This window comes from Streptomyces sp. NPDC048257 (assembly GCF_043201855.1).
Lineage (GTDB): Bacteria > Actinomycetota > Actinomycetes > Streptomycetales > Streptomycetaceae > Streptomyces.
Genome location: NZ_JBICZI010000030.1, coordinates 1 through 19,933 on the forward strand (window position 1 = coordinate 1; position 19,933 = coordinate 19,933).

A 19,933-nucleotide genomic window follows, 5' to 3' on the forward strand; every position below is an offset into this window, starting at 1 on the left:
CGGCATCTGGCACAACTGGACCACCGACGCCAAGATCAAACGATCCCTGATCGCCTACGACCACTGAGAACATCGGACTCATTCATCTAGGGGGTGTCCTGTAGGTCAGGCCGGGCCCGCCTCACCTGGCATTCGCGGTCGGCAGTGGTCCGGCCCCGGGGCATCGGCTACGGTCCTTGGCTGTGAACCGTACCGAGCGTCTGTACGCCCTGGTGGAGGAGTTACGTGCGGTCTCGCCCCGGCCGCGCAGTGCCCGGTGGCTCGCCGGGCGCTTCGGCGTCAGCACCCGCACCATCGAGCGGGACCTCAGCGCCCTGCAGCAGTCCGGTGTACCGCTCTACACCGAACCGGGCCGCAGCGGCGGGTACGTGGTGGACAAGGACCACACCCTGCCGCCCCTGACCATCACCCCGGCCGAGGCGGCCGCCCTGGCCGTCGCCCTGCACAGGATGTCCGGGACGCCGTTCGCCGCGGACGCCCGCTCGGCGCTGTACAAGGTGTTCGCCGTCATGCCGCAGCGCGAACGCCAGGCCGCGCGCGAGCTCGCCGCCCGGATACGGCTCGCCGCGAACCCCGGCCGGCCGTCCGCGCTCGCGCACACCCTGTGCGAGGCGCTCTCGGCCCGCCGGCTGCTGCACCTGTCCTACGCCGACGCGCAGGGCGGGCTCACCGACCGCACCGTCGAACCCCTGGGCTTCCTCGAAGGCGACCACTGGTACTTCATCGGCTGGTGCCGGCTGCACTCCGCCGTGCGGGGCTTCCGCCTCGACCGGATCCGCGAGGCGCGGGCACTGGAGGAGACGGCGGAGCCGCGTCCGGTGGACCTGTCCGAACTGGACACCCTGGGAAGGGATCTCGTCTCACTCGACGATCTCTACGGTTTCGCTTGAGCCGCCGCCCGGAGGGCTAAACACCGACAGGGGGTTGTCGCCCACGGCCTGGAGGCTGGGTGACCACGCACCGACCACGGAGGGCACCCATGCCTGTGACGACGACCCCCATCACCGACTCCGCACCGCTGACCCGGGAGGCCGGCACCCGGCTGGTGGAGCGCTGGACGGCGCTCTGGAACGGAGACGTCGCCCTCGCCGAGCAGATCCTCGCCCCCGGCTTCCGGCTGCACTTCGCAGACGACTTCGACGGCAACGGCTCCGCCCACACCTTCGGCCAGGACGAGCTGACGGCGTTCATCTCGGTCAACAGCCACGCCCTCACCGGCCTGACGTTCGCCGCCGAAGCCGCACCGCTGGTCGACTCCGAGCGCGGCGAGATGGCCTGCCGGTGGAGCGAGAGCCACACCGACGGCGAAGACGTCGTCGTCAAGAGCGGCATCGACATGTTCGCGGTCACCGACGGCCGGATCTCCGCCGTGTGGTCCCTCACCGGCAACCACCGCTTCGCCGCCTGACCGGCACGCAGGGCCCGGGTGTTCCGGCAGGCCGTCAGGAGCCGGCGGTCATCGTCAGGGCCCGTCACGCCGGGACGATCTCGGCGCGGTCCTCGACCGGGGTGTAACCCAGGCGCAGGTAGATGCGGTTGCTCGTGGGGTTGGCCAGATCCGTGAACAGCAGGACCTCGGTGGCGCCGGCCGCGTACGCCGCTTCGCTCGCCGCGTGCGTGATCCCGGCGCCGTAGCCGCGCCCGCGGTGCCCGGGCGGGGTGTAGACGGGGCCGACGCGGGCGGCCGAGCCGATCGGGCGGGAGAAGCCGGCCAGCGAGACGGGGGCCCCGGCGTGCTCCCACAGCCGGATCCCGCCGTAGGAGATCCGGTCGCGCAGGAAGACCTCGGAGGCCCTGCCCGGAACGCCCGCCTCCGTATTGAAGGCCGTGACCCACTCCAGCAGCAGCGGGAGGTCCGCCTCGGTGGCGGGCCGGGCCCGTCCGGCCGGGGCGGGGTCCGGGGCGGTCAGGCCGGCCAGCCGGTACAGGCGGAGCTCCTCGGCGATCCGGACGGGCCGCCCCCAAGCCTCGGCGAGTGCCTCCGCGTCCGGGCGGCGGGCGTTGAACCCGGGGGCCCCGGCGAGCAGCGGTTCGGTGGCGAGCGCGGCCCCCAGCTCCCGGACCGCCTCCTCGGGCAGCACGGCGAGGAGTACCGGGAAGGGCGGGGTGCACAGCAGGCCGCCGGCGACGGCGCCGTCGGGCCCCGTCCACCAGCCGAAGAAGGGTGTGTCGCCGCCGTACGCGCCGGTCCCGCGCCGCACCAGAGAGTCGCTCACACTCAGCAGCATGGTGTTGGAGACGGGCTGCGCGGCCACGGCCGGGCCCGCGGCGCTCACGAAGGCCGCCAGGTCAGTGGTGAAGGTCCAGTTCATGGCCCATCCTGGCGCGGCCCGCGGCCCGCCCGCACCCGGATTTCCGCCGGGACCGTCCTCTGCGGGCAGCCAACCGGGCCACCACGGCGGCACGTTGTCCGGCCGCGCACCCCGGCACCCTCAGCACCAGCAGGAAAGCCCTCCCGAACCGGCTGCCCGGCGCCTACGGTTCCACGAACCGCGACCCCGCATCGCGCAGCCGCTCGTGCAGCTCGGCGAAGACGGCCGCCGCCCGGTCGCCCGGCCAGCCCGCCGGGAGCAGCTCGCGCGGCAGACCCGGGTCGGCATACGGCAGTCTGCGCCAGGTGTCCAGCGCACGGAGGTAGCCGCGGTAGGCCTCCTCCGGCGTCGGCTCCGGGCCCGACTGGAGGGCGCGCAGGACCGGTTCGTGGAGGTCGAGGAACTCCTCGTGCTGCTTGGCCAGGGCCGCGAGGTCCCACCAGCGGGCCACGGCCTCGGCGGTCGGCGCGAAACCGAGGTGGGCGCCGCGGAACAGCTCCACGTACGGGGTCAGGTGCAGCCGCTCCAGCGTGTGCGCGGTCTCCTCGAACAGCCGCGCCGGGGCGATCCACACCCCCGGCGCCACCGCGCCGAAACCGAGCCGGGTCAGCCGCGAGCGCAGCAGGTGCCGTTTGTTGCGCTCCTGCTCCGGGACGGAGAAGACCGCCACCAGCCACTCGTCCGACAGCTGCGGGCTGCCGTAGATCCGGCGGTCGCCGTCGTCCAGCAGCTGCCGCGCCTCCTCGGAGAGCCCGTACGCCGCCGAGCCGTCCGCCGCGCGCCCGGGCAGCAGGAAGCCGCGCCGCTTCAGCCGGGACACCGACGAGCGGACCGACGGGGCGTCCACGCCGGCCGCGCCCAGCAGGCGGATCAGCGCGGACACCGGGACCGGGCCCTCGAAGGCCCGCCCGTAGGCTCCGTAGAACGTGACGATCAGGGATCGCGGAGTGTGCTGCTCGACCACGGGTTCACTCTAGGTCCTGTCGGGCGGCTCGGGCCGGGCGCCGGGATCGCGCAGCCGGAAGCGCTGCAGCTTGCCCGTCGCGGTGCGGGGGAGCGCGGGGAGGAAGACGAAGGAGCGCGGGCACTTGTGCGGGGCCAGCTCCGCCCGCATGAAGGCGCGCAGGATCTCCTCCGTCACCGCCGCACCGTCACGGGCCACGGTGTACGCGACGACGATCTGCCCGCGTCGCTCGTCGGGGAGACCCACCACCGCCGCTTCCACCACGTCCGGGTGACGCAGCAGGGCTTCCTCCACCTCGGGGCCCGCGATGTTGTATCCCGCCGAGACGATCATGTCGTCGGCCCGGGCGACGTAGCGGAAGTAGCCCTCCGGATCGCGTACGTAGGTGTCACCGGTCAGGTTCCACCCGCCCTGCACGTACTCCCCCTGCCGGGGATCGGCCAGATAGCGGCAGCCGACCGGGCCGCGCACGGCCAGCAGCCCCGGCTCGTTGTCCGGGACCGGCCGCCCCGACCGGTCCACCACCCGGGCCTCCCAGCCCGGGACCACCCGGCCCGTCGTACCGGGCCGGATGTCCTCGTCGGCGGCGGAGATGAAGATGTGCAGCAGCTCGGTCGCCCCGATGCCGTTGATGATGCGCAGGCCGGTGCGCTCGTACCAGGCCTGCCACGTGGCGGCGGGCAGGTTCTCCCCGGCCGAGACGCAGCGGCGCAGCGCGGACAGGTCGTACATGCCCACGTCGTACGGCCCCAGGGCGTCCAGCATCGTCCGGTAGGCGGTGGGCGCGGTGAACAGCACCGTCACCCGGTGCTCCGCGAGCGCGGGCAGCAGCCGGCGCGGCACGGCCTCCTCCAGCAGCAGCGCGCAGGCCCCGGCGCGCAGCGGGAAGACGACCAGCCCGCCGAGGCCGAAGGTGAACCCGAGCGGCGGGCTGCCGGCGAAGACGTCGTCCGGGCGGGGCCGCAGCACGCTGCGGGAGAAGGTGTCGGCGACGGCGAGCAGGTCGCGGTGGAAGTGCATGCAGCCCTTGGGCCGGCCGGTGGTCCCGGAGGTGAAGGCGATCAGGGCGACGTCGTCCGCGGAGGTCGGGGCGGCCGGGAAGGGCTCGTCGTGTCTCTCGGCCAGCCGGAGCAGATCGCCCGGGGACCCGCCCCCGTACGCGGTGATCCGCAGCCCCGGCACCTCGGCCTTGACCAGGTCGTCCAGGACGTCCGCATGGCACAGGGCGTGCCCCACCCGGGCCATCGAGCACACCGTGGCCAGCTCCTGCGCCCGCTGCTGCGGCAGTACGGTGACCGCCACCGCGCCCGCCTTCATCACCGCGAGCCAGCAGGCGGCGAGCCAGGGGCCGGTGGGCCCGCGCAGGAGCACCCGGTTGCCGGGGACCACGCCGAGGTCGGCGGTGAGCGTGTGGGCGAGGCGGTCGACGCGCTCGCGGAGCCCGCCATACGTCCACACCTCGCCCGTGCCGCTGCGGAAGGCCGGGCGGTCGGCGCCCGCGGGACCGAACCGGGCGATCGTGGCGTCCAGCAGCTCGGCCCCGCAGTTCAGGCGGTCCGGATAGGCCAGTTCGGGCAGATCGAAGAGGAGCTCCGGCCAGGTGTCCGCGGGTGGCAGATGGTCTCGGGCGAAGGTGTCGGTGTGAGCGGAAGGCTTGAGGTCCAAGGCGGGTGGCCCCCTTGCAGCGGTCCGGGGTGGGGTGGAGCCGACCGTGCGGTAGTTCCCCCAGCCACCGCTGGAAGGTCCCTCCAGGAGCGTATCGTGATGGTGACGGCAGTCAACAGGACGCGATAGATGCGGGGATGTTCGGATGACCGGATTCGCGCTCGGGGTGGACCAGGAGGAGTGGTGCGGGCAGTTGCGCGCACTGGCGGTGGAGCGGCTGAGGCCACTCGCCGAGAAGGGGGAACCGGGGCGGGTCAACCGGCCGCTGCTGGCGGCGCTGGGGGAGCTGGGCCTGCTGGAGCGGGTGTTCGCCTCGGGCGCGCTGGAACTGTGCCTGCTGCGGGAGTCCCTCGCCTACGGTTGCACGGAGGCCGAGACGGCGCTCGCCCTGCAGGGGCTGGGGGCGTACCCGGTGCTACGGGCGGGGAGCGAGGCGCAGCGGGAGCGGTGGCTGCCGCAGGTGCGGGCCGGGCGGGCGGTGGCGGCCTTCGCGCTGAGCGAGCCGGGGGCGGGCTCGGACGCGGCGGCGCTGGCGCTGGCGGCGACGCCGGGCGGGGACGGCTGGCGGCTCAGCGGTGAGAAGTGCTGGATCTCCAACGCCCCCGAGGCGGATTTCTACACGGTGTTCGCCCGAACGGGCGAGGGGCCGGGCGCGAAGGGGGTGTCTGCCTTCCTGGTCCCGGCGGACCGCCCCGGACTCTCCGGCGCCGCCCTGGACATGCTCTCCCCGCACCCCATCGGTTCCCTCAGCTTCGACGGGGTGCCGGTCGGCCCGCGGGACCTGCTCGGCGAGCCGGGGCGGGGCTTCCGCGTCGCGATGGACACCCTGAACCTCTTCCGGCCGAGCGTCGGCGCGTTCGCGGTGGGCATGGCCCGGGCCGCGCTGGACGCGACGCTCGCGTACACGGCGGACCGGACCGCCTTCGGCGGGACGCTGAGCGATCTCCAGGCGGTGGCGCACCGGGTGGCCGAGATGGCCACCCGCACGGAGGCGGCCCGACTGCTGGTGTACGCGGCGGCCGGGGCCTACGACCACGGATCGGGGGACGTCCCGCGCCGCGCGGCGATGGCGAAACTGCTGGCCACGGAGACGGCCCAGTACGTGGTGGACCACGCGGTCCAACTGCACGGGGCGGTCGCCCTCCAGCGCGGCCACCTGCTCGAACACCTCTACCGGGAGGTGCGGGCGCCGCGGATCTACGAGGGGGCGAGCGAGGTGCAGCGCACGATCATCGCGAAGGAGCTGTACGCGGCGGTGGCGCCGCGATGAGCCTGGACCGGATCAACCCGGCGGAGCTGTCGCCCGCGACGGGCTTCTCGCACGCGGTCGTGGCGACCGGCGGCCGGCTGGTGTTCCTGGCCGGCCAGACGGCGCTGGACGGTGCGGGCAAGGTGGTGGGCGAGAGCCTGCCGGAGCAGTTCGAGGTCGCCCTCACCAACCTCCTGACGGCCCTCGCCGCGGCGGGCGGCACCCCGGCGGACCTGGCCCGGGTCACGGTGTACGCGGTGGACGTGGCGGCGTACCGGACGCACGCGGCCGAACTGGGCCGCATCTGGCGGCGGTCGGCGGGCCGCGACTACCCGGCGATGGCCGTCATCGGCGTGGTCCGCCTCTGGGACGCCCAGGCCCAGATCGAACTCGACGGCATCGCGGTGCTGTAGGGGGCGTCTTGTCGGTCGGGCCGGATCAGGGTGCGTGCCAGGCACCGCGAGCCCGGCCTGAAGGCGCCCCTCAGGGGCCCGGCACGGCCGGCGTGCGGGTCGCGCCCAGCGGATCCGGCGGCCGGCCGGTGGCCGGGGCGGCCGCCCGCCCCGTGCTGACCTACCGCGCCCGCGTTCGGTGCCGAGCGCGGTGGAGTCCACGGCGGCTACCGGCGGTGGAGGTTGTCCGCGATGGTCAGGAACACGAGCAGGTTCGGCACCTGATGGGCCTTGGGCGCCGCCCAGGCCTTCGTCCGGCCGGCCCGCCAGACACAGACCATGCCCCCGCGCACGGCCACCTCGCTCACGTCCCGCCACGCAAGCACCTCACCGGAGGCGTTCGTGACGCCGGCGCCGGACAGCTTGTACGGGCCGAAGGTGACCGTCCGGCCCTCCCGTACCTGCTTCCACACCTTCTCCACCTGGGCGCGGGCGACGGCCTCCGCGATCAGCGGGGCCCAGGTGTGCGAGCCGGCGTAGACGTCCGTGATCCGCACCTTCCCCCCGCCCGGCGCGACCAGTTGGGAGACGTGCGAGCTATTGACCGGCGTCCGTGTGCCCTTGTATTCGATCACCTCCTGGACGGTCTCCTGGTAGAGGACCACCCGCTCCCAGCGCACCGCGAACAGCCCGCTGCCGCTCGTGTTCACGACCAGCCCGTGTTCGTACAGGTGCAGCCGCCTGGCCGCCAGGCCCCTGCGGAAGAGCGGGCTCTGGCCCACCGCATAGGCGGCCAGCACTCCGATCCACAGGGGGAATATCGCGACCCCCCAGTGCACCTTGACCCATAACAGGACGCCACCGCCCAGCAGGGCGGCTATGCCGACCAGGGAGCCGACGATGAACCAGGTCCGGTACTTCTCCTGGACCCCGACCTCGCTCTCGGGGCGGAAGGTGTGCTCCAGACTGCCCAGGCGGTGGCGGGTGGCCAGCGAGTTCGCGGCAGGGGAGGGCGACGTGGGTACGGTCATGCGCGGCCTCGGCTTCAAGGTCACGGCGGACCCCGCAAGGCCGCCTGAGCGAGCGGGAGTTCACCGGGCGACTCCGCGTCGGCGCCGGTGCGTTGTCCCAGCAGCCAACAGCACGATCAGCACCCGGGCAAGCCCTCACCACAGCCCGCTCCGGGACGGCCCGAGCGCCCCGGGCCGTCTCTCGCGGATCGTGCCCGACCCGCGCCGCACGCACCGGGCACCGCTCCCTGATCCGGCCCCACCGGCATCTAGTGCTGTGACCGGAAAGGTTCACCGGATCGCGACGCCCGGCACGGCACCTCGCGGCGTTGTCGGACCACGGAAGGACGTCTAGCCCTCCAGCAGGTGGCCCATCCACTCCTCGATCCCGGCCACCGTGCGGGGCAGCGCGCCCGACATCAGGCGGGCGCCGTCCGCCGTGATGACCAGGTCGTCCTCGATGCGGACGCCGATGCCCCGCAGCTCCGCCGGGAGGGTCTCGTCGTCCGGCTGGAGGTACAGGCCCGGCTCCACCGTCAGGACCTGGCCCTCCTCCAGGACCCCGTCCAGGTAGGTCTCCGCCCGCGCCTTCGCGCAGTCGTGCACGTCCAGCCCCAGCATGTGGCCGCTGCTGCACAGCGTGTACCGCCGGTGCAGGTCGCCCTCCGCGTCCTTCAGGACGCCCCACTCCGCCAGGCCCTCGGCGATCACCCGCATCCCGGCCCGGTGGAAGTCCCCGAAGCTCGCCCCGGGCCGGAGCGCCGCGATGCCCGCCTCCTGGGCGGCCAGGACCACCTCGTACACCTGGCGCTGGACCGGGGAGAAGCGTCCCGACAGCGGGAGGGTGCGGGTGATGTCCGCCGTGTAGAGGGTGTCCGTCTCCACCCCCGCGTCCAGCAGGAGCAGTTCCTTCCCGTTCAGCCGGCCGTCGTTGCGGATCCAGTGCAGGGTGCAGGCGTGGGCGCCGGAGGCCGCGATCGTCTCGTACCCGGTGCCGTTGCCCTCCGCCCGCGCGCGCAGGCCGAAGACCCCCTCGATCCACCGCTCCCCGCGCGGGTGCGCCAGCGCGCGCGGCAGGGCCCGTACGACGTCCTCGAAGCCCGCCGTCGTGTGGTCGACGGCCAGCTGGAGCTGCTCGACCTCCCACACGTCCTTCACCAGGCGCAACTCCGAGAGGGTGGAGGTCAGTTCGGTGTCGGAGGCGGCGTTGCGGCCGGCCGGTGAGCCCAGGGCGTCCAGGTGGGCGCAGCGGATGCCGGTGAGGCGTTCCGCCTCCGCCAGGTCCGGGCGGCGGCCCACCCAGAACTCCCCGTACCGGCGGTCCCGGTAGAACTCGCCGTTCCCGTCCGACCGCGGCGAGCGCGGCCGCAGGTACAGCACGGCCTCGTGGCCGTGCGGGCCCGACGGCTCCAGGACCAGGACGTGGCCCGCCTGGTCCTCGCCGGTGAGGCCGGTCAGCCAGGCGTACGCGCTGTGCGGGCGGAACCGGTGGTCGCAGTCGTTCGAGCGGACCTTCAGCTCGCCGGCCGGGACGATCAGCCGCTCGCCCGGGAAGCGGGCCGAGAGCCGCGCCCGGCGGGCCGGGGTGACGGCGTGGCCGGGGACGCGGGCGGAGTCGGGCAGCGGGGTCGCGGCCCAGTTGCCCGCCATGAACCGGGACAACTCCGCAGACACCGGGCGGTCGTGACTGCCCGTGTTGAGGTGTTCGGGGGGAGCGGCGGCGTCGGCAGCGGTGTCGGCGGGGGCGTCGGTCACGAGGACTCCCTCAGGAAAGATGCGAACTGGTGGGCGCACAGGTCTTGTCAGTGCAATTTCACATTACTATGTTACAGCTCACACCGCGGCACGTTAACCCCCGTCAAACGCCGTGTGACGCAGGGCAGTTCACGCACCACCCCCCACCTCACCTCTCTCCAATCAGGAGTTCCCGGTGCTCAAGCACAGAGCTGTGCGCTCTTCCCTTCTCGCCTCCGCCGTGGCCGTGACCCTCCTCGCCACCGCGGGACAGGCCACCACCCAGGCCGCTGAGTCCGCGGCCGCCTTCCCCGGCGCACAGAACGCACAGGGCGCCCCGGCCGCCCCCGCCCCCGGCCCCACGGGGAATCCGTTCGACGAGGTCGACCGCGTCGCCGACGCGAAGGACAACACCCCGGCGCCCGCCCCGGCCCCCGGCGGCCAGAAGATCACCGGGCAGGTCCCCGGTGCGGCGACGACCGCCGCCGCACCCGCCGACGACCTGCAAAAGCGCGGCAGGACCGCCAAGGCGGCTCCCACCGCGAAGAGCGTCGCCGCGGGCGTCCCCTGCACCCTCGACGGGATCACCGGGCTCACCCCCGAGCAGTTCGCCGACTTCCTCGGCGACCAGGCCGTCCTCGCCGACGGCTGTCTGCGCGGCCTCATCTGGACCTGGGACGCCCGCCTGACCCCGGTCATGTCGGACGCGCACGTCCAGGCCGTCTCCCGCCGGATATCCAGCCTGGCCGCCGCCCACGACGGCCGCAACTCCTCCCACCTGGAGGAGATGTTCACGTACCTGCACGCAGTCGCCTACCACGACTACTCGCGCTCCGAGATCGACGTCACCGACGCCCCGACCGTCGACGCCATGCGCCGCGCCATCGCCGACTTCGGGGCGGCCGCCCACACCTTCGACGTGACGCCCTCCAACGCCCGCACCCTGCGCGAGGCCCTCTACGCCGGCAGCGCGCCGGGTCTGCGCCAGCACCAGCTCGGCCTCATCAAGAAGGTCCTGGCCACCATGGACCCGGCCCACCCGGCCACCCACCGCGACGCCACCTGGGCGGGCGCGGCACTGGCCGCTCTCTCCGTCTCCTACCTGGGCGTCTACCCGGGCAACCAGGACGCCGCCTTCCACTCCGCCGTGGCCGCCGACGCCTCCTACCGCGACACCTTCAAGGCCTTCTCGACCTACACCCACCTCAAGGGCACGGACAACGCGTGGGTGGTGCGCGACGCCCTCAGCGAGTACGCCCGCTTCGGTCAGGTTGAGGGCCTGCAGGACCGGGTCGTCGCCGACCTCGGCGCGATGCTCGGGCCCGTCCGGTCCGCGTTCGGCGACGGCAGCGAGCCGTGGGCCAAGATCGTCTCCTGGCTCAACGTCTACAACGCCTGCAAGCCGTACGGGGTGTGCAAGGAGGACATCGAGAAGCAGCTCTTCCCCTACACCTACTCCTACGACAACGGCGCCATCAAGGTCCGCACCGCCCTGGACCGGGCCACCGTCGACCAGCTGTACTACGCGAGCAAGCAGGTGAAGGCCCAGTACCACCGCGTGCTCGGCACCGACCAGCCGCTCGCGGGCGACCCCAACACCACCCTGAACATCGTGCTCTACGCCTCCCGCGCCGACTACGTGAACTACCACCCGATCCTGACGGGCTACGACACCAACAACGGCGGCATCTACATCGAGAACGGCGCCACCTTCTACACCTACCAGCGCCGCGTCCCGCAGGACTCCTCCCTCACCCTCGAGGAGCTCTTCCGCCACGAGTACACCCACTACCTCAACGGCCGCTTCGCCGTCCCCGGCTTCTTCGGCCAGGGCCCCTGGTACGAGGGCGACCGGACGACCGCCATGGACGAGGGCACGGCCGAGTTCTTCGACGGCGCCACCCGCGACAACGGCATCGCCGTCCGCAAGTCCCTCGTCAAGAGCGTCATCGCCGACACGGCCGGCGGCGGCCCGCGCATGAGCGTCGAGCAGCTGCTGAACGCCACCTACGACGGCGACGGTTTCCGCTTCTACAGCTACGCGGGCACCTTCTTCGAGTTCCTGTGGACCGAGAAGCCCACGCTGCTGCGCGAGATGTACACGCACCTGCGGGCCGACGACGTGGCGGCCTACGACGCCTGGCGCTACCGGATGGGCGCGGACACCTACCTCCAGCGCGACTACGACCGCTTCCTGGACGCGCAGATCGCCAAGGTCGACCAGCTCTACGTGCCGAACACCTCCTTCACCCCGAACGAGCGGCTGCGGGACTCGGCGCTCGCCTCGGTGAAGTCCTCCTTCGCCACGGCCACGTACAACACCCCGGACTGCGTGGAGAACGGGGACGCGGGCAAGCGCCGCTTCACCTGCACCGGCCGGATCACCGCCAATCTGAAGAACTGGCGCAACGACGACCAGGTCTTCAAGGACATGTCGGAGACGGTCGACTACTTCATCCTCGACCGGGCGGGCGCGGCCTCCAACAACCTGGCCGACATGAACTGCTCCTTCGGCCCGGTGGAAATCTGGACCAACAAGGTCGCGGGCAGCGCAAATTACAGCTGTGAGGGTCCGCTCCGCAGCTGATCCGGACCGGAGCGGCCCGCGCCCGATCCCGGGGCGGGCCGCTCTGGGCAGGCACTAAAGAATGTGACATATTACTGCCGTGCTCAAGAGACACTCCCTGGACGCCGTGATCATCGGCGCCGGCGTCGTCGGGGCGGCCTGCGCCTACTACGCTGCCCGCGCCGGACTCTCCGTGGCCGTGGTCGACCGGGGCCCCGTCGCGGGCGGCACCACCGGCGCCGGCGAAGGCAACCTGCTCGTCTCCGACAAGGAGGCGGGACCCGAACTCGACCTCGCCCTGCTGTCCACCCGCCTGTGGACCGAACTCGCCGCGGTCCTCCCGCGGGAGATCGAGTACGAGGCCAAGGGCGGCCTCGTCGTCGCCCCCGACGAGACCACCGTGAAGGCCCTGCGCGCCTTCGCGGAGGGCCAGCGCGCCGCCGGGGTCGACGCGGTCGAGGTGGCGGCGGACGCCCTGCACGACCTGGAGCCGCACCTGGCCCCGGGCCTGGCGGGCGGCTTCCACTACCCGCAGGACGCCCAGGTCCAGCCCGCGCAGGCGGCGGCCCGGCTGCTGGCCGCGGCGGCCGCGTTGCCAGGCCCGGGTGCCGCGGGTGCCCCGGGTGCCTTGCTCGCCTCAAGTGCCTCGGGCGCCGAGGTGTACCTCGGCGAGGAGGTGACGGAGATCCTGCTGGACCGGGGCGCCGTACGGGGGGTGCGCACGCCGCACCGCGAACTCCTGGCCCCGGCCGTGGTGAACGCGGCCGGCACCTGGGGCGGCCACATCGCCGGGCTGGCCGGGGTCACCCTGCCCGTCCTCCCGCGCCGCGGCTTCGTCCTGGTGACCGAACCGCTGCCGAGGGTGGTCCGGCACAAGGTCTACGCCGCCGACTACATCGCGGACGTCGCCAGCGGCTCCGCCTCCCTGCAGTCCTCGGCGGTGGTCGAAGGCACCCCGTCGGGCCCCGTCCTGATCGGCGCCACCCGGGAGCGGGTCGGCTTCGACCGGACCCTCTCGACGGAGGCCCTGCGCCGCCTGGCCGCCCAGGCGGCGGCGCTCTTCCCCGTCCTGGCCGGCATCCGGGTGATGCGCACCTACCACGGCTTCCGCCCCTACCTGCCCGATCACCTCCCCGCGATCGGCCCGGACCCGCGGTGCCCCGGGCTGCTGCACGCGTGCGGCCACGAGGGCGCCGGCATCGGGCTGGCCCCCGCCACCGGGCTGCTGATCGCCGCCGCCCTGACGGGGGCCGAACCGCCGCTGCCCGTGCACCCGTTCCGCCCGGACCGCTTCGCTGCCGGTCCGGGTGCCGCCGACACCCCCGAGGAGCAGCACTGATGCGCAGCCCCCGTTCGCTGGTCGGCGGCACGCCGGCGGCCGCGTACGAGATCACCTTCGACGGCCGGGAACTGCCCGCCCTGCCCGGCCAGAGCGTCGCCGCCGTGCTCTGGGGCGCGGGCATCCTGGCCTGGCGGACCACCCGCGAGGGCGGCGCGCCGCGCGGCGCGTTCTGCGGGATCGGCAGCTGCTACGACTGCCTCGTCACCGTCAACGGCCGCCCGAACCAGCGCGCCTGCCTGGTCCCGGCCCGGCCGGGGGACACCGTCACCACCCAGGAGGGAACCGGCCGTGCCGACCTCGCCGTCTGAGCCCGCCGGTCGCGCGGGCCGCGCGGATCCCGCAGGTCCGTCGGGTCCTGCCGCCGCCGTGTCGACACCGCCGCCCGCCGCCGCGCCCGCGCCTGCTGCCGCGCCCGCGCCTGCCGCGGCGCCGGCTTCCGGGCCCGCGCCGGCCCGCGCCGATCTCGCGATCGTCGGGGCCGGTCCGGCCGGACTGGCCGCCGCCGTGACGGCCGCCGGCCTCGGGCTGCGGGTCACCCTCCTCGACGCGGGCGACCGCCCGGGCGGGCAGTTCTACCGCCACCCCGCTCCGGGCCTGGGCGCGGCCCGCCCCGAGGCCCTGCACCACGGCTGGGCCCGGTTCGCGACCCGCGAAGCCGCCCTGCGCTCCCACGAGTCGGCGGGCCGGATCACGTACCTCCCGCTCCACCACGTGTGGGCAATCGTCCCGGGCGGAGCGGCCGAGGCGCGCCGCGGGCACGCCGCGCCCGCCACGCAGTGGGTCCTGCACGCCGTCGCCGGTCACGCCCCCGAGGAGCGGGCCGCGGCCGTCACGGCCGGGGCCGTGCTCATCGCCACCGGCGCCTACGAGCGCCAACTGCCCTTCCCCGGGTGGACCCTGCCCGGGGTGGTCGGGGCCGGCGGAGCGCAGGCCATGCTCAAGGGCGGGCTGGTCCTGCCGGGCAAGCGGGTGGTCGTCGCCGGGAGCGGGCCGTTGCTGCTCGCCGTGGCCGGATCCCTGGCCGCCGCCGGAGCCACCGTCCCCGCCGTGGTGGAGGCCGCCGCCTACACCGCGTACGCGGGCCGGGTCCCCGCTCTGTTGCGCAACCCCGGCAAGCTCGTCGAGGCCGCCGGCTACGGCGGGGTGCTCGCCCGGCACCACGCCCGGCTCCTCACCCGGCACGCCGTCACCGAGGCCCACGGCACCGACCGGGTCGAGGCCGTCACCGTGACCCGGCTCGACCGGGACTGGCGTCCGCTGCCCGGCACCGCCCGCCGGATCCCCTGCGACGCCCTCGCCGTCGGCCACGGGCTGGTGCCGCAGCTGGAGCTCGCCACCGGCCTCGGCTGCGCCACCCGGCGCAGCCCCGACGGCACCGTCGCCCTCGTCCTCGACGCCGGGCAGCAAACCTCCGTCCCCGGCGTCTGGTCGGCGGGCGAGACCGGTGGCATCGGTGGGGCCCAACTGGCCATGGTCGAGGGCGAGCTGGCCGCGCACTCCGTCGCGGGCGTATCGCCCGCCGCCCGGCTGGTCCGCAGCCGTGCGCGGCTGCGCGCCTTCGCCGACGCGATGGCCGCCGCCCACCGCCCGGGCGAGGGCTGGACCGGCTGGCTCCGGGACGACGCCGTCGTGTGCCGGTGCGAGGAGGTCCCCGCCGGGCGGATCCGAGAGGCCGCCGGGGACCTCGGCGCACGGGACGCCCGTACCGTCAAACTCCTCACCCGGGCCGGCATGGGCTGGTGCCAGGGCCGGATGTGCGGACCCGCCGTCGCGGCGCTCGCCGGCGAGGAGCCCGCGCCCGACCGGCGGCCGCTGTCCTGTCCGGTTCCGCTGCGCCTCCTCGCCGAACTTCCGCCCGCCGAGCACTGATCGGGACGGCCCGGCCCCTTGTGGCCGCGCCGCACCCACTAGTAAAATGTCACACACCACACTAGGGAGCTCTCTCATGACCCACGCGCACACCCCCGCGCCCCGCATCCGCCCCTGGCACGGAATCATGGTCGCCACCGCACTCCCGCTGCGCGAGGACCTCACCGTCGACTACGACGCGTACGCCGAACACGTGGCCTGGCTGATCGCCAACGGCTGCGACGGCGTGGTTCCCAACGGCTCCCTCGGGGAGTACCAGACCCTCACCGGGGAGGAGCGGGCGCGCGTCGTGCGCACCGCCGTCGAGGCGGCGGGCGACGGCAACCGCGTCATGCCCGGCGTCGCCGCCTACGGCAGCGCCGAGGCCCGCCGCTGGGCCGACCAGGCCGCCGAGGCCGGCGCCGGCTCCGTCCTCCTGCTGCCCCCCAACGCCTTCCGGGCCGACGAGGACGCCGTACGCGCCCACTACGCCGACGTCGCCCGCGCCGGGTTGCCCGTCGTCGCGTACAACAACCCCTTCGACACCAAGGTGGACCTGACCCCGGCCCTGCTCGCCCGGCTGCACGCCGACGGCTCCATCGTCGCCGTCAAGGAGTTCAGCGGGGACGTGCGCCGCGCGTACGAGATCGCCGAACTCGCCCCCGGCCTCGACCTGCTCATCGGCGCCGACGACGTCCTCCTCGAACTCGCCCTCGCGGGCGCCGTCGGCTGGATCGCCGGCTACCCCAACGCCCTGCCGCGCTCCTGCGCCGAGCTCTACCGGGCCGCCGTCGCCGGAGACCTCGACACCGCCCTGCCGCTCTACAAGTCCCTGCACTCCCTGCTGCGCTGGGACTCCAAGACCGAATTCGTCCAGGCCATCAAGCTCTCCATGGACCTGGCCGGACGCCCCGGCGGCGCCACCCGCCCGCCCCGCTTCCCGCTCACCGGCGAGACCGAGGCCGCCGTCCGCGCCGCCACCGAGAAGGCCCTCGCCGAGGGCCTCAACTAGTACCCGGGGGGAACCGGAATGCGTACGCGCCACGTCTACCACGCGGTGGACTCGCACACCGAGGGCATGCCGACCAGGGTCATCACCGGCGGAGTCGGGGTGATCCCCGGTGCCACCATGGCCGAGAAGCGGCTCCACTTCATCGAGCACATGGACCACGTCCGGACCCTGCTCATGTACGAGCCGCGCGGGCACTCCGCGATGAGCGGCGCCATCCTGCAGCCCCCGACCCGCCCCGACGCCGACTACGGCGTCCTCTACATCGAGGTGTCGGGCCTGCTCCCCATGTGCGGGCACGGCACCATCGGGGTCGCCACCGTCCTCGTCGAGACCGGCATGGTGCCGGTCGTCGAGCCGGTCACCACCGTCCGGCTCGACACCCCGGCCGGACTGGTGAGCGTCGACGTCCGCGTCGAGGACGGTGCGGCCACCGCCGTCACTCTCACCAACGTCCCCTCCTTCAGCGTCGGCCTCGACCTGAAGGCCGAGGTCCCCGGCTACGGCACGGTCACCTACGACCTCGCCTACGGCGGCAACTTCTACGCCTTCGTCGAACTCGACGCCCTGGGCCTGCCCTTCGACCGCGCCCGCAAGGACGACCTGCTCGCCGCCGGACTTGCGGTCATGGACGCGATCAACGCGGGCGACGACCGGCCCGTCCACCCCGAGAACCCCGCCATCGCCGGGGTCAAGCACGTCTACCTCGCCGCCCCCGGCTCCGACGCGCACCGCTCCCGGCACGCCATGGCCATCCACCCCGGCTGGTTCGACCGCTCGCCCTGCGGTACGGGGACCAGCGCGCGGATGGCCCAGCTGCACGCCCGCGGCCTGCTGGAGCTCGGCGCGGACTTCGTCAACGAGTCCTTCATCGGCACCGAGTTCACCGGCCGCCTGGTCGGCGGGACCACCGTCGGCGGACTCCCGGCCGTGATCCCCACCGTCACCGGACGGGCCTGGATCACCGGCACCGCCCAGTACTTCCTCGACCCGGCCGACCCCTTCCCCGGAGGCTTCCTCCTGTGATCACCGTCCGCACGGTGGACTACCACACCGCCGGCGAACCCTTCCGGATCGTCGACTCCGCCACCGGGGGGACGCCGCCGGTCCCCGGGGACACCGTCGCCGAGCGCTGTGCCACCGTCATCGGCCCGGGCGGGTCCCAGGCAGCCCCGCGCCGGGGCGCGCTGGACGACGTACGGCGCCTGCTCGTGCAGGAGCCGCGCGGACACGCCGGGATGTACGGGGGGTTCGTGGTCCCGGCCGACGACGACGGGGCCCACTTCGGCGTGCTGTTCTGGCACAAGGACGGCTACTCCACCGCCTGCGGCCACGGAGCCATGGCCCTCGGGGTCTGGGCCGTGGACACCGGCCGCGTCGCCGCCCCCGACGACGGGGACGCCCCGGTGCGCATCGACGTACCGTCCGGCCGGGTCACCGCCACCGTCCACCGCGGCGGGGGCCGCACCACCGGGGTCACCTTCCGCAACGTCCCGGCCCGGGTGGGCGCCCGCAAGGTCCCCGTCGCCACCTCGCTCGGGCTCGCCGAGGTGGACATCGCGTACGCCGGGGCCTGTTACGCCTCGGTCCGGGCCCGCGACCTCGGCCTGGACGTCTCCCGGGCCGCGCTGCCCGACCTGGTGCGGGCCGGACGGGAGATCCGGGCCGCGCTGGCCACCCACCCCGCCACCTGGCACCCGGGCGGCCCGCTGCTGTCCGGGATCTATGGAGTGATCCTCCACGAGGAGCTGCCCGACACCCCCTTCGGGCCGCACCAGCGCAACGTCACCGTCTTCGCCGACGGGCAGACCGACCGCTCGCCCTGCGGCTCCGGCACCTCCGCGCGGCTCGCGCTGCTCGCCGAGGACGGGCGGCTCGGCCCGGGGGAGGACCTGCTGCACGAGTCGGTCATCGGCACGGTGTTCACCGGGCGGATGCTGGACGGCGGGGTCACCGAGGTCACCGGAACCGCCCACCGCACCGGCGAACACACCTTCGTGGTGGACCCGCACGACGCGCTGGGGACCGGGTTCCTCCTGTGACGGACATCCCCCGGCTGGGCGCCGAACGGATGGCCGCCCTGCTCACCCCGGCCGCGGCCGCCGACGCTCTGGCCGGCGCCCTGCTCGGCGGCGTCGACCCGGAGAGCTGCCCGCCCCGCTCCGCGATCGGGGTGCCCGGCGGGGGCGAACTGCTGCTGATGCCGGCCGCATCCGGCTCGTACGCCGGGGTGAAGATCGCCGGGGTCGCCCCCGGGAACCCGGCCCGCGGGCTGCCCCGGATCACCGGCTCCTACCTCCTGCTGGACGGGCCCACGCTGCGCCCGCTGGCGCTGCTCGACGGCGCCGCGCTGACCACCCTGCGCACCCCGGCGGTCTCGGCCCTCGCGCTGCGGCACCTGGCGCCGGTCGGGCGCCCGTTGCGGCTCGTGCTCTTCGGCTCCGGGCCGCAGGCGTACGGACATCTGGAAGCCGCCTCGGCCGTACGGGAGCTGGCCGAGGTGGTGGTGGTCGCCCGTGACCCCGGGGGCGCGGAGCGGCTCGCCGCGCACGCCCGCACGCAGGGCCGGTACGCCCGGACCGGCACCCCGGAGGCGGTGGCGGACGCCGACCTGGTGATCTGCTGCACCACGGCCCGCGAACCGCTCTTCGACGGGCGTCTGGTCGGACCGGGCGCCACCGTCGTCGCGGTCGGCTCGCACGAGCCCACGGCCCGGGAGACGGACACCGCCCTTGTGCGACGGGCGGCGGTGTACGTGGAGTCCCGGGCGGCGGCCCTGCGGGAGGCCGGGGACCTCCTGGTCCCGGAGGCCGAAGGGGCCATCCGGACCGGTCATATCACCGGCACCCTCGCCGACCTGGTGGGCGGGCGGATGCCGGCGGGCGGGGCGCAGAGTTGTCCACAGCTCTTCAAGAGTGTGGGCATGGCCTGGGAAGATCTCGCTGTGGCGGTCGCGCTGTACGAGGCCGCCGGAGTGTGAGCAGCGCAACGTGACATTGTACGCTGTTGCCCTGCTCGTCGGCGGTGTACGGGGGTCTCGGAGGAAATGCAATGGGTGACCTGAAGCAGCACAGTCTCATCAAGGCCCAGGAACGCCTCCGCGACCAGGTCGGCCACGCCCTGCGAGCCGCGCTGATAGCGGGTGAGCTGCGCCCCGGGAGCGTCTACTCCGCCCCGGGCCTCGCGGCCGAACTCGGCGTCTCGGCCACACCGGTGCGCGAGGCCATGCTCGACCTGGCCCGGGAGGGTCTCGTCGAGCCCGTCCGCAACAAGGGCTTCCGGATCACCGAGGTCAGCGAGCGCGACCTGGACCAGTTCACCGAACTGCGCACGATGATCGAGGTGCCGACCATCGGCCGGATCACGAAGATCGCCACGGCCGAGCAGCTGGAGGCGCTGCGCCCCATCGCCGAGGAGATCGTCACCAGCGCGCGCGAGCACAACCTCATCGGCTACCTGGAGGCCGACCGCCGCTTCCACCTGTCCCTGCTCGCCCTCGCGGGCAACGACCGGCTGGTGGAGACGGTCGGCGACCTGCGCAAGCGGTCCCGGCTGTACGGCCTGACCGGCCTGGACGAGGCCGGCAAGCTGGTCTCCTCCGCGGAGGAGCACATCGAACTGCTCGACCTGATGCTGAGCGGCGATGCCGAGGCGGCGCAGGAGTGCATGCTCCGCCACCTCGGCCACGTCCGTTCCCTCTGGGCCCAGGGCCGCGACGAACCGGTCGGCCGCGTCCCCGGCGGCCTCGGCTCGGGCCTGTAGCAGGATCCGGGGCCGGTCCGGCTCCCGCTGTCCCGGCTCCCGCTGTCCCGGCCCCCGTCGCCCCGGGGCCTGGATTTGTG

Annotated in this window: 18 protein-coding genes; 13 read left to right on the forward strand and 5 right to left on the reverse strand. The window is 74.0% G+C overall.

Annotation, left to right across the window (positions count from 1 at the left end; all coding sequences use genetic code 11):
• Positions 1–182 precede the first annotated feature (182 nt).
• The gene (locus ACGFZK_RS33645; protein ID WP_393852649.1) at positions 183–890 is read left to right on the forward strand and encodes a helix-turn-helix transcriptional regulator; all 708 of its coding nucleotides are present in this window, start codon (positions 183–185) and stop codon (positions 888–890) included.
• 89 nt (positions 891–979) lie between these two features.
• A complete protein-coding gene (locus ACGFZK_RS33650) occupies positions 980–1,408 on the forward strand; it encodes a hypothetical protein (RefSeq protein ID WP_393852650.1) in 429 nt (142 codons plus the stop codon).
• Between the two features lie 64 nt (positions 1,409–1,472).
• Here the strand turns inward: ACGFZK_RS33650 and ACGFZK_RS33655 are convergent, their stop codons facing one another.
• The 3 genes from ACGFZK_RS33655 to ACGFZK_RS33665 form a co-directional block, all read right to left on the reverse strand.
• Positions 1,473–2,312 (reverse strand): GNAT family N-acetyltransferase, encoded by an 840-nt coding sequence (locus tag ACGFZK_RS33655; protein ID WP_393852651.1) that lies wholly within the window; start codon positions 2,310–2,312, stop codon positions 1,473–1,475.
• Positions 2,313–2,475: 163 nt separating this feature from the next.
• Positions 2,476–3,276: a PaaX family transcriptional regulator C-terminal domain-containing protein gene (locus tag ACGFZK_RS33660; RefSeq protein ID WP_393852652.1), complete on the reverse strand. Its 801-nt coding sequence runs from the start codon at positions 3,274–3,276 to the stop codon at positions 2,476–2,478.
• A 9-nt stretch (positions 3,277–3,285) separates the two neighbouring features.
• Positions 3,286–4,941, reverse strand: coding sequence for an AMP-binding protein (locus tag ACGFZK_RS33665; RefSeq protein WP_393852653.1), 1,656 nt, complete (start codon positions 4,939–4,941; stop codon positions 3,286–3,288).
• A 145-nt stretch (positions 4,942–5,086) separates the two neighbouring features.
• Here ACGFZK_RS33665 and ACGFZK_RS33670 point away from each other — a divergent pair, with 145 nt between their 5' ends.
• Both ACGFZK_RS33670 and ACGFZK_RS33675 read left to right on the forward strand, forming a co-directional pair.
• Positions 5,087–6,211, forward strand: coding sequence for an acyl-CoA dehydrogenase family protein (locus ACGFZK_RS33670; RefSeq protein WP_393852654.1), 1,125 nt, complete (start codon positions 5,087–5,089; stop codon positions 6,209–6,211).
• Positions 6,208–6,603: a RidA family protein gene (locus ACGFZK_RS33675; protein WP_393852655.1), complete on the forward strand. Its 396-nt coding sequence runs from the start codon at positions 6,208–6,210 to the stop codon at positions 6,601–6,603. The genes ACGFZK_RS33670 and ACGFZK_RS33675 overlap by 4 nt, the downstream gene beginning before the upstream one ends.
• Before the next feature lie 206 nt (positions 6,604–6,809).
• On the opposite strand, the gene ACGFZK_RS33680 is transcribed toward ACGFZK_RS33675, so the two are convergent.
• Together ACGFZK_RS33680 and ACGFZK_RS33685 are read right to left on the reverse strand one after the other, a co-directional pair.
• Positions 6,810–7,613, reverse strand: a complete 804-nt coding sequence (locus ACGFZK_RS33680) for a DUF6585 family protein (RefSeq protein WP_393852656.1) — start codon at positions 7,611–7,613, stop codon at positions 6,810–6,812.
• Between the two features lie 330 nt (positions 7,614–7,943).
• A complete protein-coding gene (locus tag ACGFZK_RS33685; protein WP_393852657.1) occupies positions 7,944–9,347 on the reverse strand; it encodes an aminopeptidase P family protein in 1,404 nt (467 codons plus the stop codon).
• Between the two features lie 175 nt (positions 9,348–9,522).
• On the opposite strand from ACGFZK_RS33685, the gene ACGFZK_RS33690 reads away from it, so the two are divergent.
• The 9 genes from ACGFZK_RS33690 (at position 9,523) to ACGFZK_RS33730 (ending at position 19,853) form a co-directional block, all read left to right on the forward strand.
• Positions 9,523–11,913 carry a collagenase gene (locus tag ACGFZK_RS33690; RefSeq protein ID WP_393852658.1) on the forward strand — a complete coding sequence of 797 codons (2,391 nt, stop codon included), beginning with the start codon at positions 9,523–9,525 and terminating at the stop codon, positions 11,911–11,913.
• Positions 11,914–11,992: 79 nt separating this feature from the next.
• Positions 11,993–13,231 (forward strand): NAD(P)/FAD-dependent oxidoreductase, encoded by a 1,239-nt coding sequence (locus tag ACGFZK_RS33695; protein WP_393852659.1) that lies wholly within the window; start codon positions 11,993–11,995, stop codon positions 13,229–13,231.
• Entirely contained in the window at positions 13,231–13,542 is a 312-nt protein-coding gene (locus tag ACGFZK_RS33700) for a (2Fe-2S)-binding protein (protein WP_393852660.1), read from the forward strand. Before ACGFZK_RS33695 ends, ACGFZK_RS33700 begins: the two co-directional genes overlap by 1 nt.
• A 58-nt stretch (positions 13,543–13,600) precedes the next feature.
• Complete coding sequence (locus ACGFZK_RS33705) at positions 13,601–15,103, forward strand: NAD(P)/FAD-dependent oxidoreductase (RefSeq protein ID WP_393852661.1); 1,503 nt, start codon at positions 13,601–13,603, stop codon at positions 15,101–15,103.
• A 76-nt stretch (positions 15,104–15,179) separates the two neighbouring features.
• Positions 15,180–16,094: a dihydrodipicolinate synthase family protein gene (locus tag ACGFZK_RS33710; RefSeq protein ID WP_393852662.1), complete on the forward strand. Its 915-nt coding sequence runs from the start codon at positions 15,180–15,182 to the stop codon at positions 16,092–16,094.
• An 18-nt stretch (positions 16,095–16,112) separates the two neighbouring features.
• Complete coding sequence (locus ACGFZK_RS33715) at positions 16,113–17,117, forward strand: proline racemase family protein (protein WP_393852663.1); 1,005 nt, start codon at positions 16,113–16,115, stop codon at positions 17,115–17,117.
• Complete coding sequence (locus ACGFZK_RS33720) at positions 17,114–18,133, forward strand: proline racemase family protein (protein WP_393852664.1); 1,020 nt, start codon at positions 17,114–17,116, stop codon at positions 18,131–18,133. Before ACGFZK_RS33715 ends, ACGFZK_RS33720 begins: the two co-directional genes overlap by 4 nt.
• 29 nt (positions 18,134–18,162) lie before the next feature.
• The gene (locus ACGFZK_RS33725; RefSeq protein WP_393852710.1) at positions 18,163–19,071 is read left to right on the forward strand and encodes an ornithine cyclodeaminase family protein; all 909 of its coding nucleotides are present in this window, start codon (positions 18,163–18,165) and stop codon (positions 19,069–19,071) included.
• Positions 19,072–19,142: 71 nt separating this feature from the next.
• The gene (locus tag ACGFZK_RS33730; RefSeq protein ID WP_393852665.1) at positions 19,143–19,853 is read left to right on the forward strand and encodes a GntR family transcriptional regulator; all 711 of its coding nucleotides are present in this window, start codon (positions 19,143–19,145) and stop codon (positions 19,851–19,853) included.
• Positions 19,854–19,933 lie beyond the last annotated feature (80 nt).

What these genes read in the sequence shown, in the direction of transcription:
- ACGFZK_RS33650 (WP_393852650.1), top strand. Translation starts at nt 980, where the DNA reads ATGCCTGTGACGACGACCCCCATCACCGACTCCGCACCGCTGACCCGG.
- ACGFZK_RS33655 (WP_393852651.1), bottom strand. Translation starts at nt 2,312, where the DNA reads ATGAACTGGACCTTCACCACTGACCTGGCGGCCTTCGTGAGCGCCGCG.
- ACGFZK_RS33670 (WP_393852654.1), top strand. Translation starts at nt 5,087, where the DNA reads ATGACCGGATTCGCGCTCGGGGTGGACCAGGAGGAGTGGTGCGGGCAG.
- ACGFZK_RS33675 (WP_393852655.1), top strand. Translation starts at nt 6,208, where the DNA reads ATGAGCCTGGACCGGATCAACCCGGCGGAGCTGTCGCCCGCGACGGGC.
- ACGFZK_RS33680 (WP_393852656.1), bottom strand. Translation starts at nt 7,613, where the DNA reads ATGACCGTACCCACGTCGCCCTCCCCTGCCGCGAACTCGCTGGCCACC.
- ACGFZK_RS33700 (WP_393852660.1), top strand. Translation starts at nt 13,231, where the DNA reads ATGCGCAGCCCCCGTTCGCTGGTCGGCGGCACGCCGGCGGCCGCGTAC.
- ACGFZK_RS33710 (WP_393852662.1), top strand. Translation starts at nt 15,180, where the DNA reads ATGACCCACGCGCACACCCCCGCGCCCCGCATCCGCCCCTGGCACGGA.
- ACGFZK_RS33715 (WP_393852663.1), top strand. Translation starts at nt 16,113, where the DNA reads ATGCGTACGCGCCACGTCTACCACGCGGTGGACTCGCACACCGAGGGC.
- ACGFZK_RS33725 (WP_393852710.1), top strand. Translation starts at nt 18,163, where the DNA reads ATGGCCGCCCTGCTCACCCCGGCCGCGGCCGCCGACGCTCTGGCCGGC.
- ACGFZK_RS33730 (WP_393852665.1), top strand. Translation starts at nt 19,143, where the DNA reads ATGGGTGACCTGAAGCAGCACAGTCTCATCAAGGCCCAGGAACGCCTC.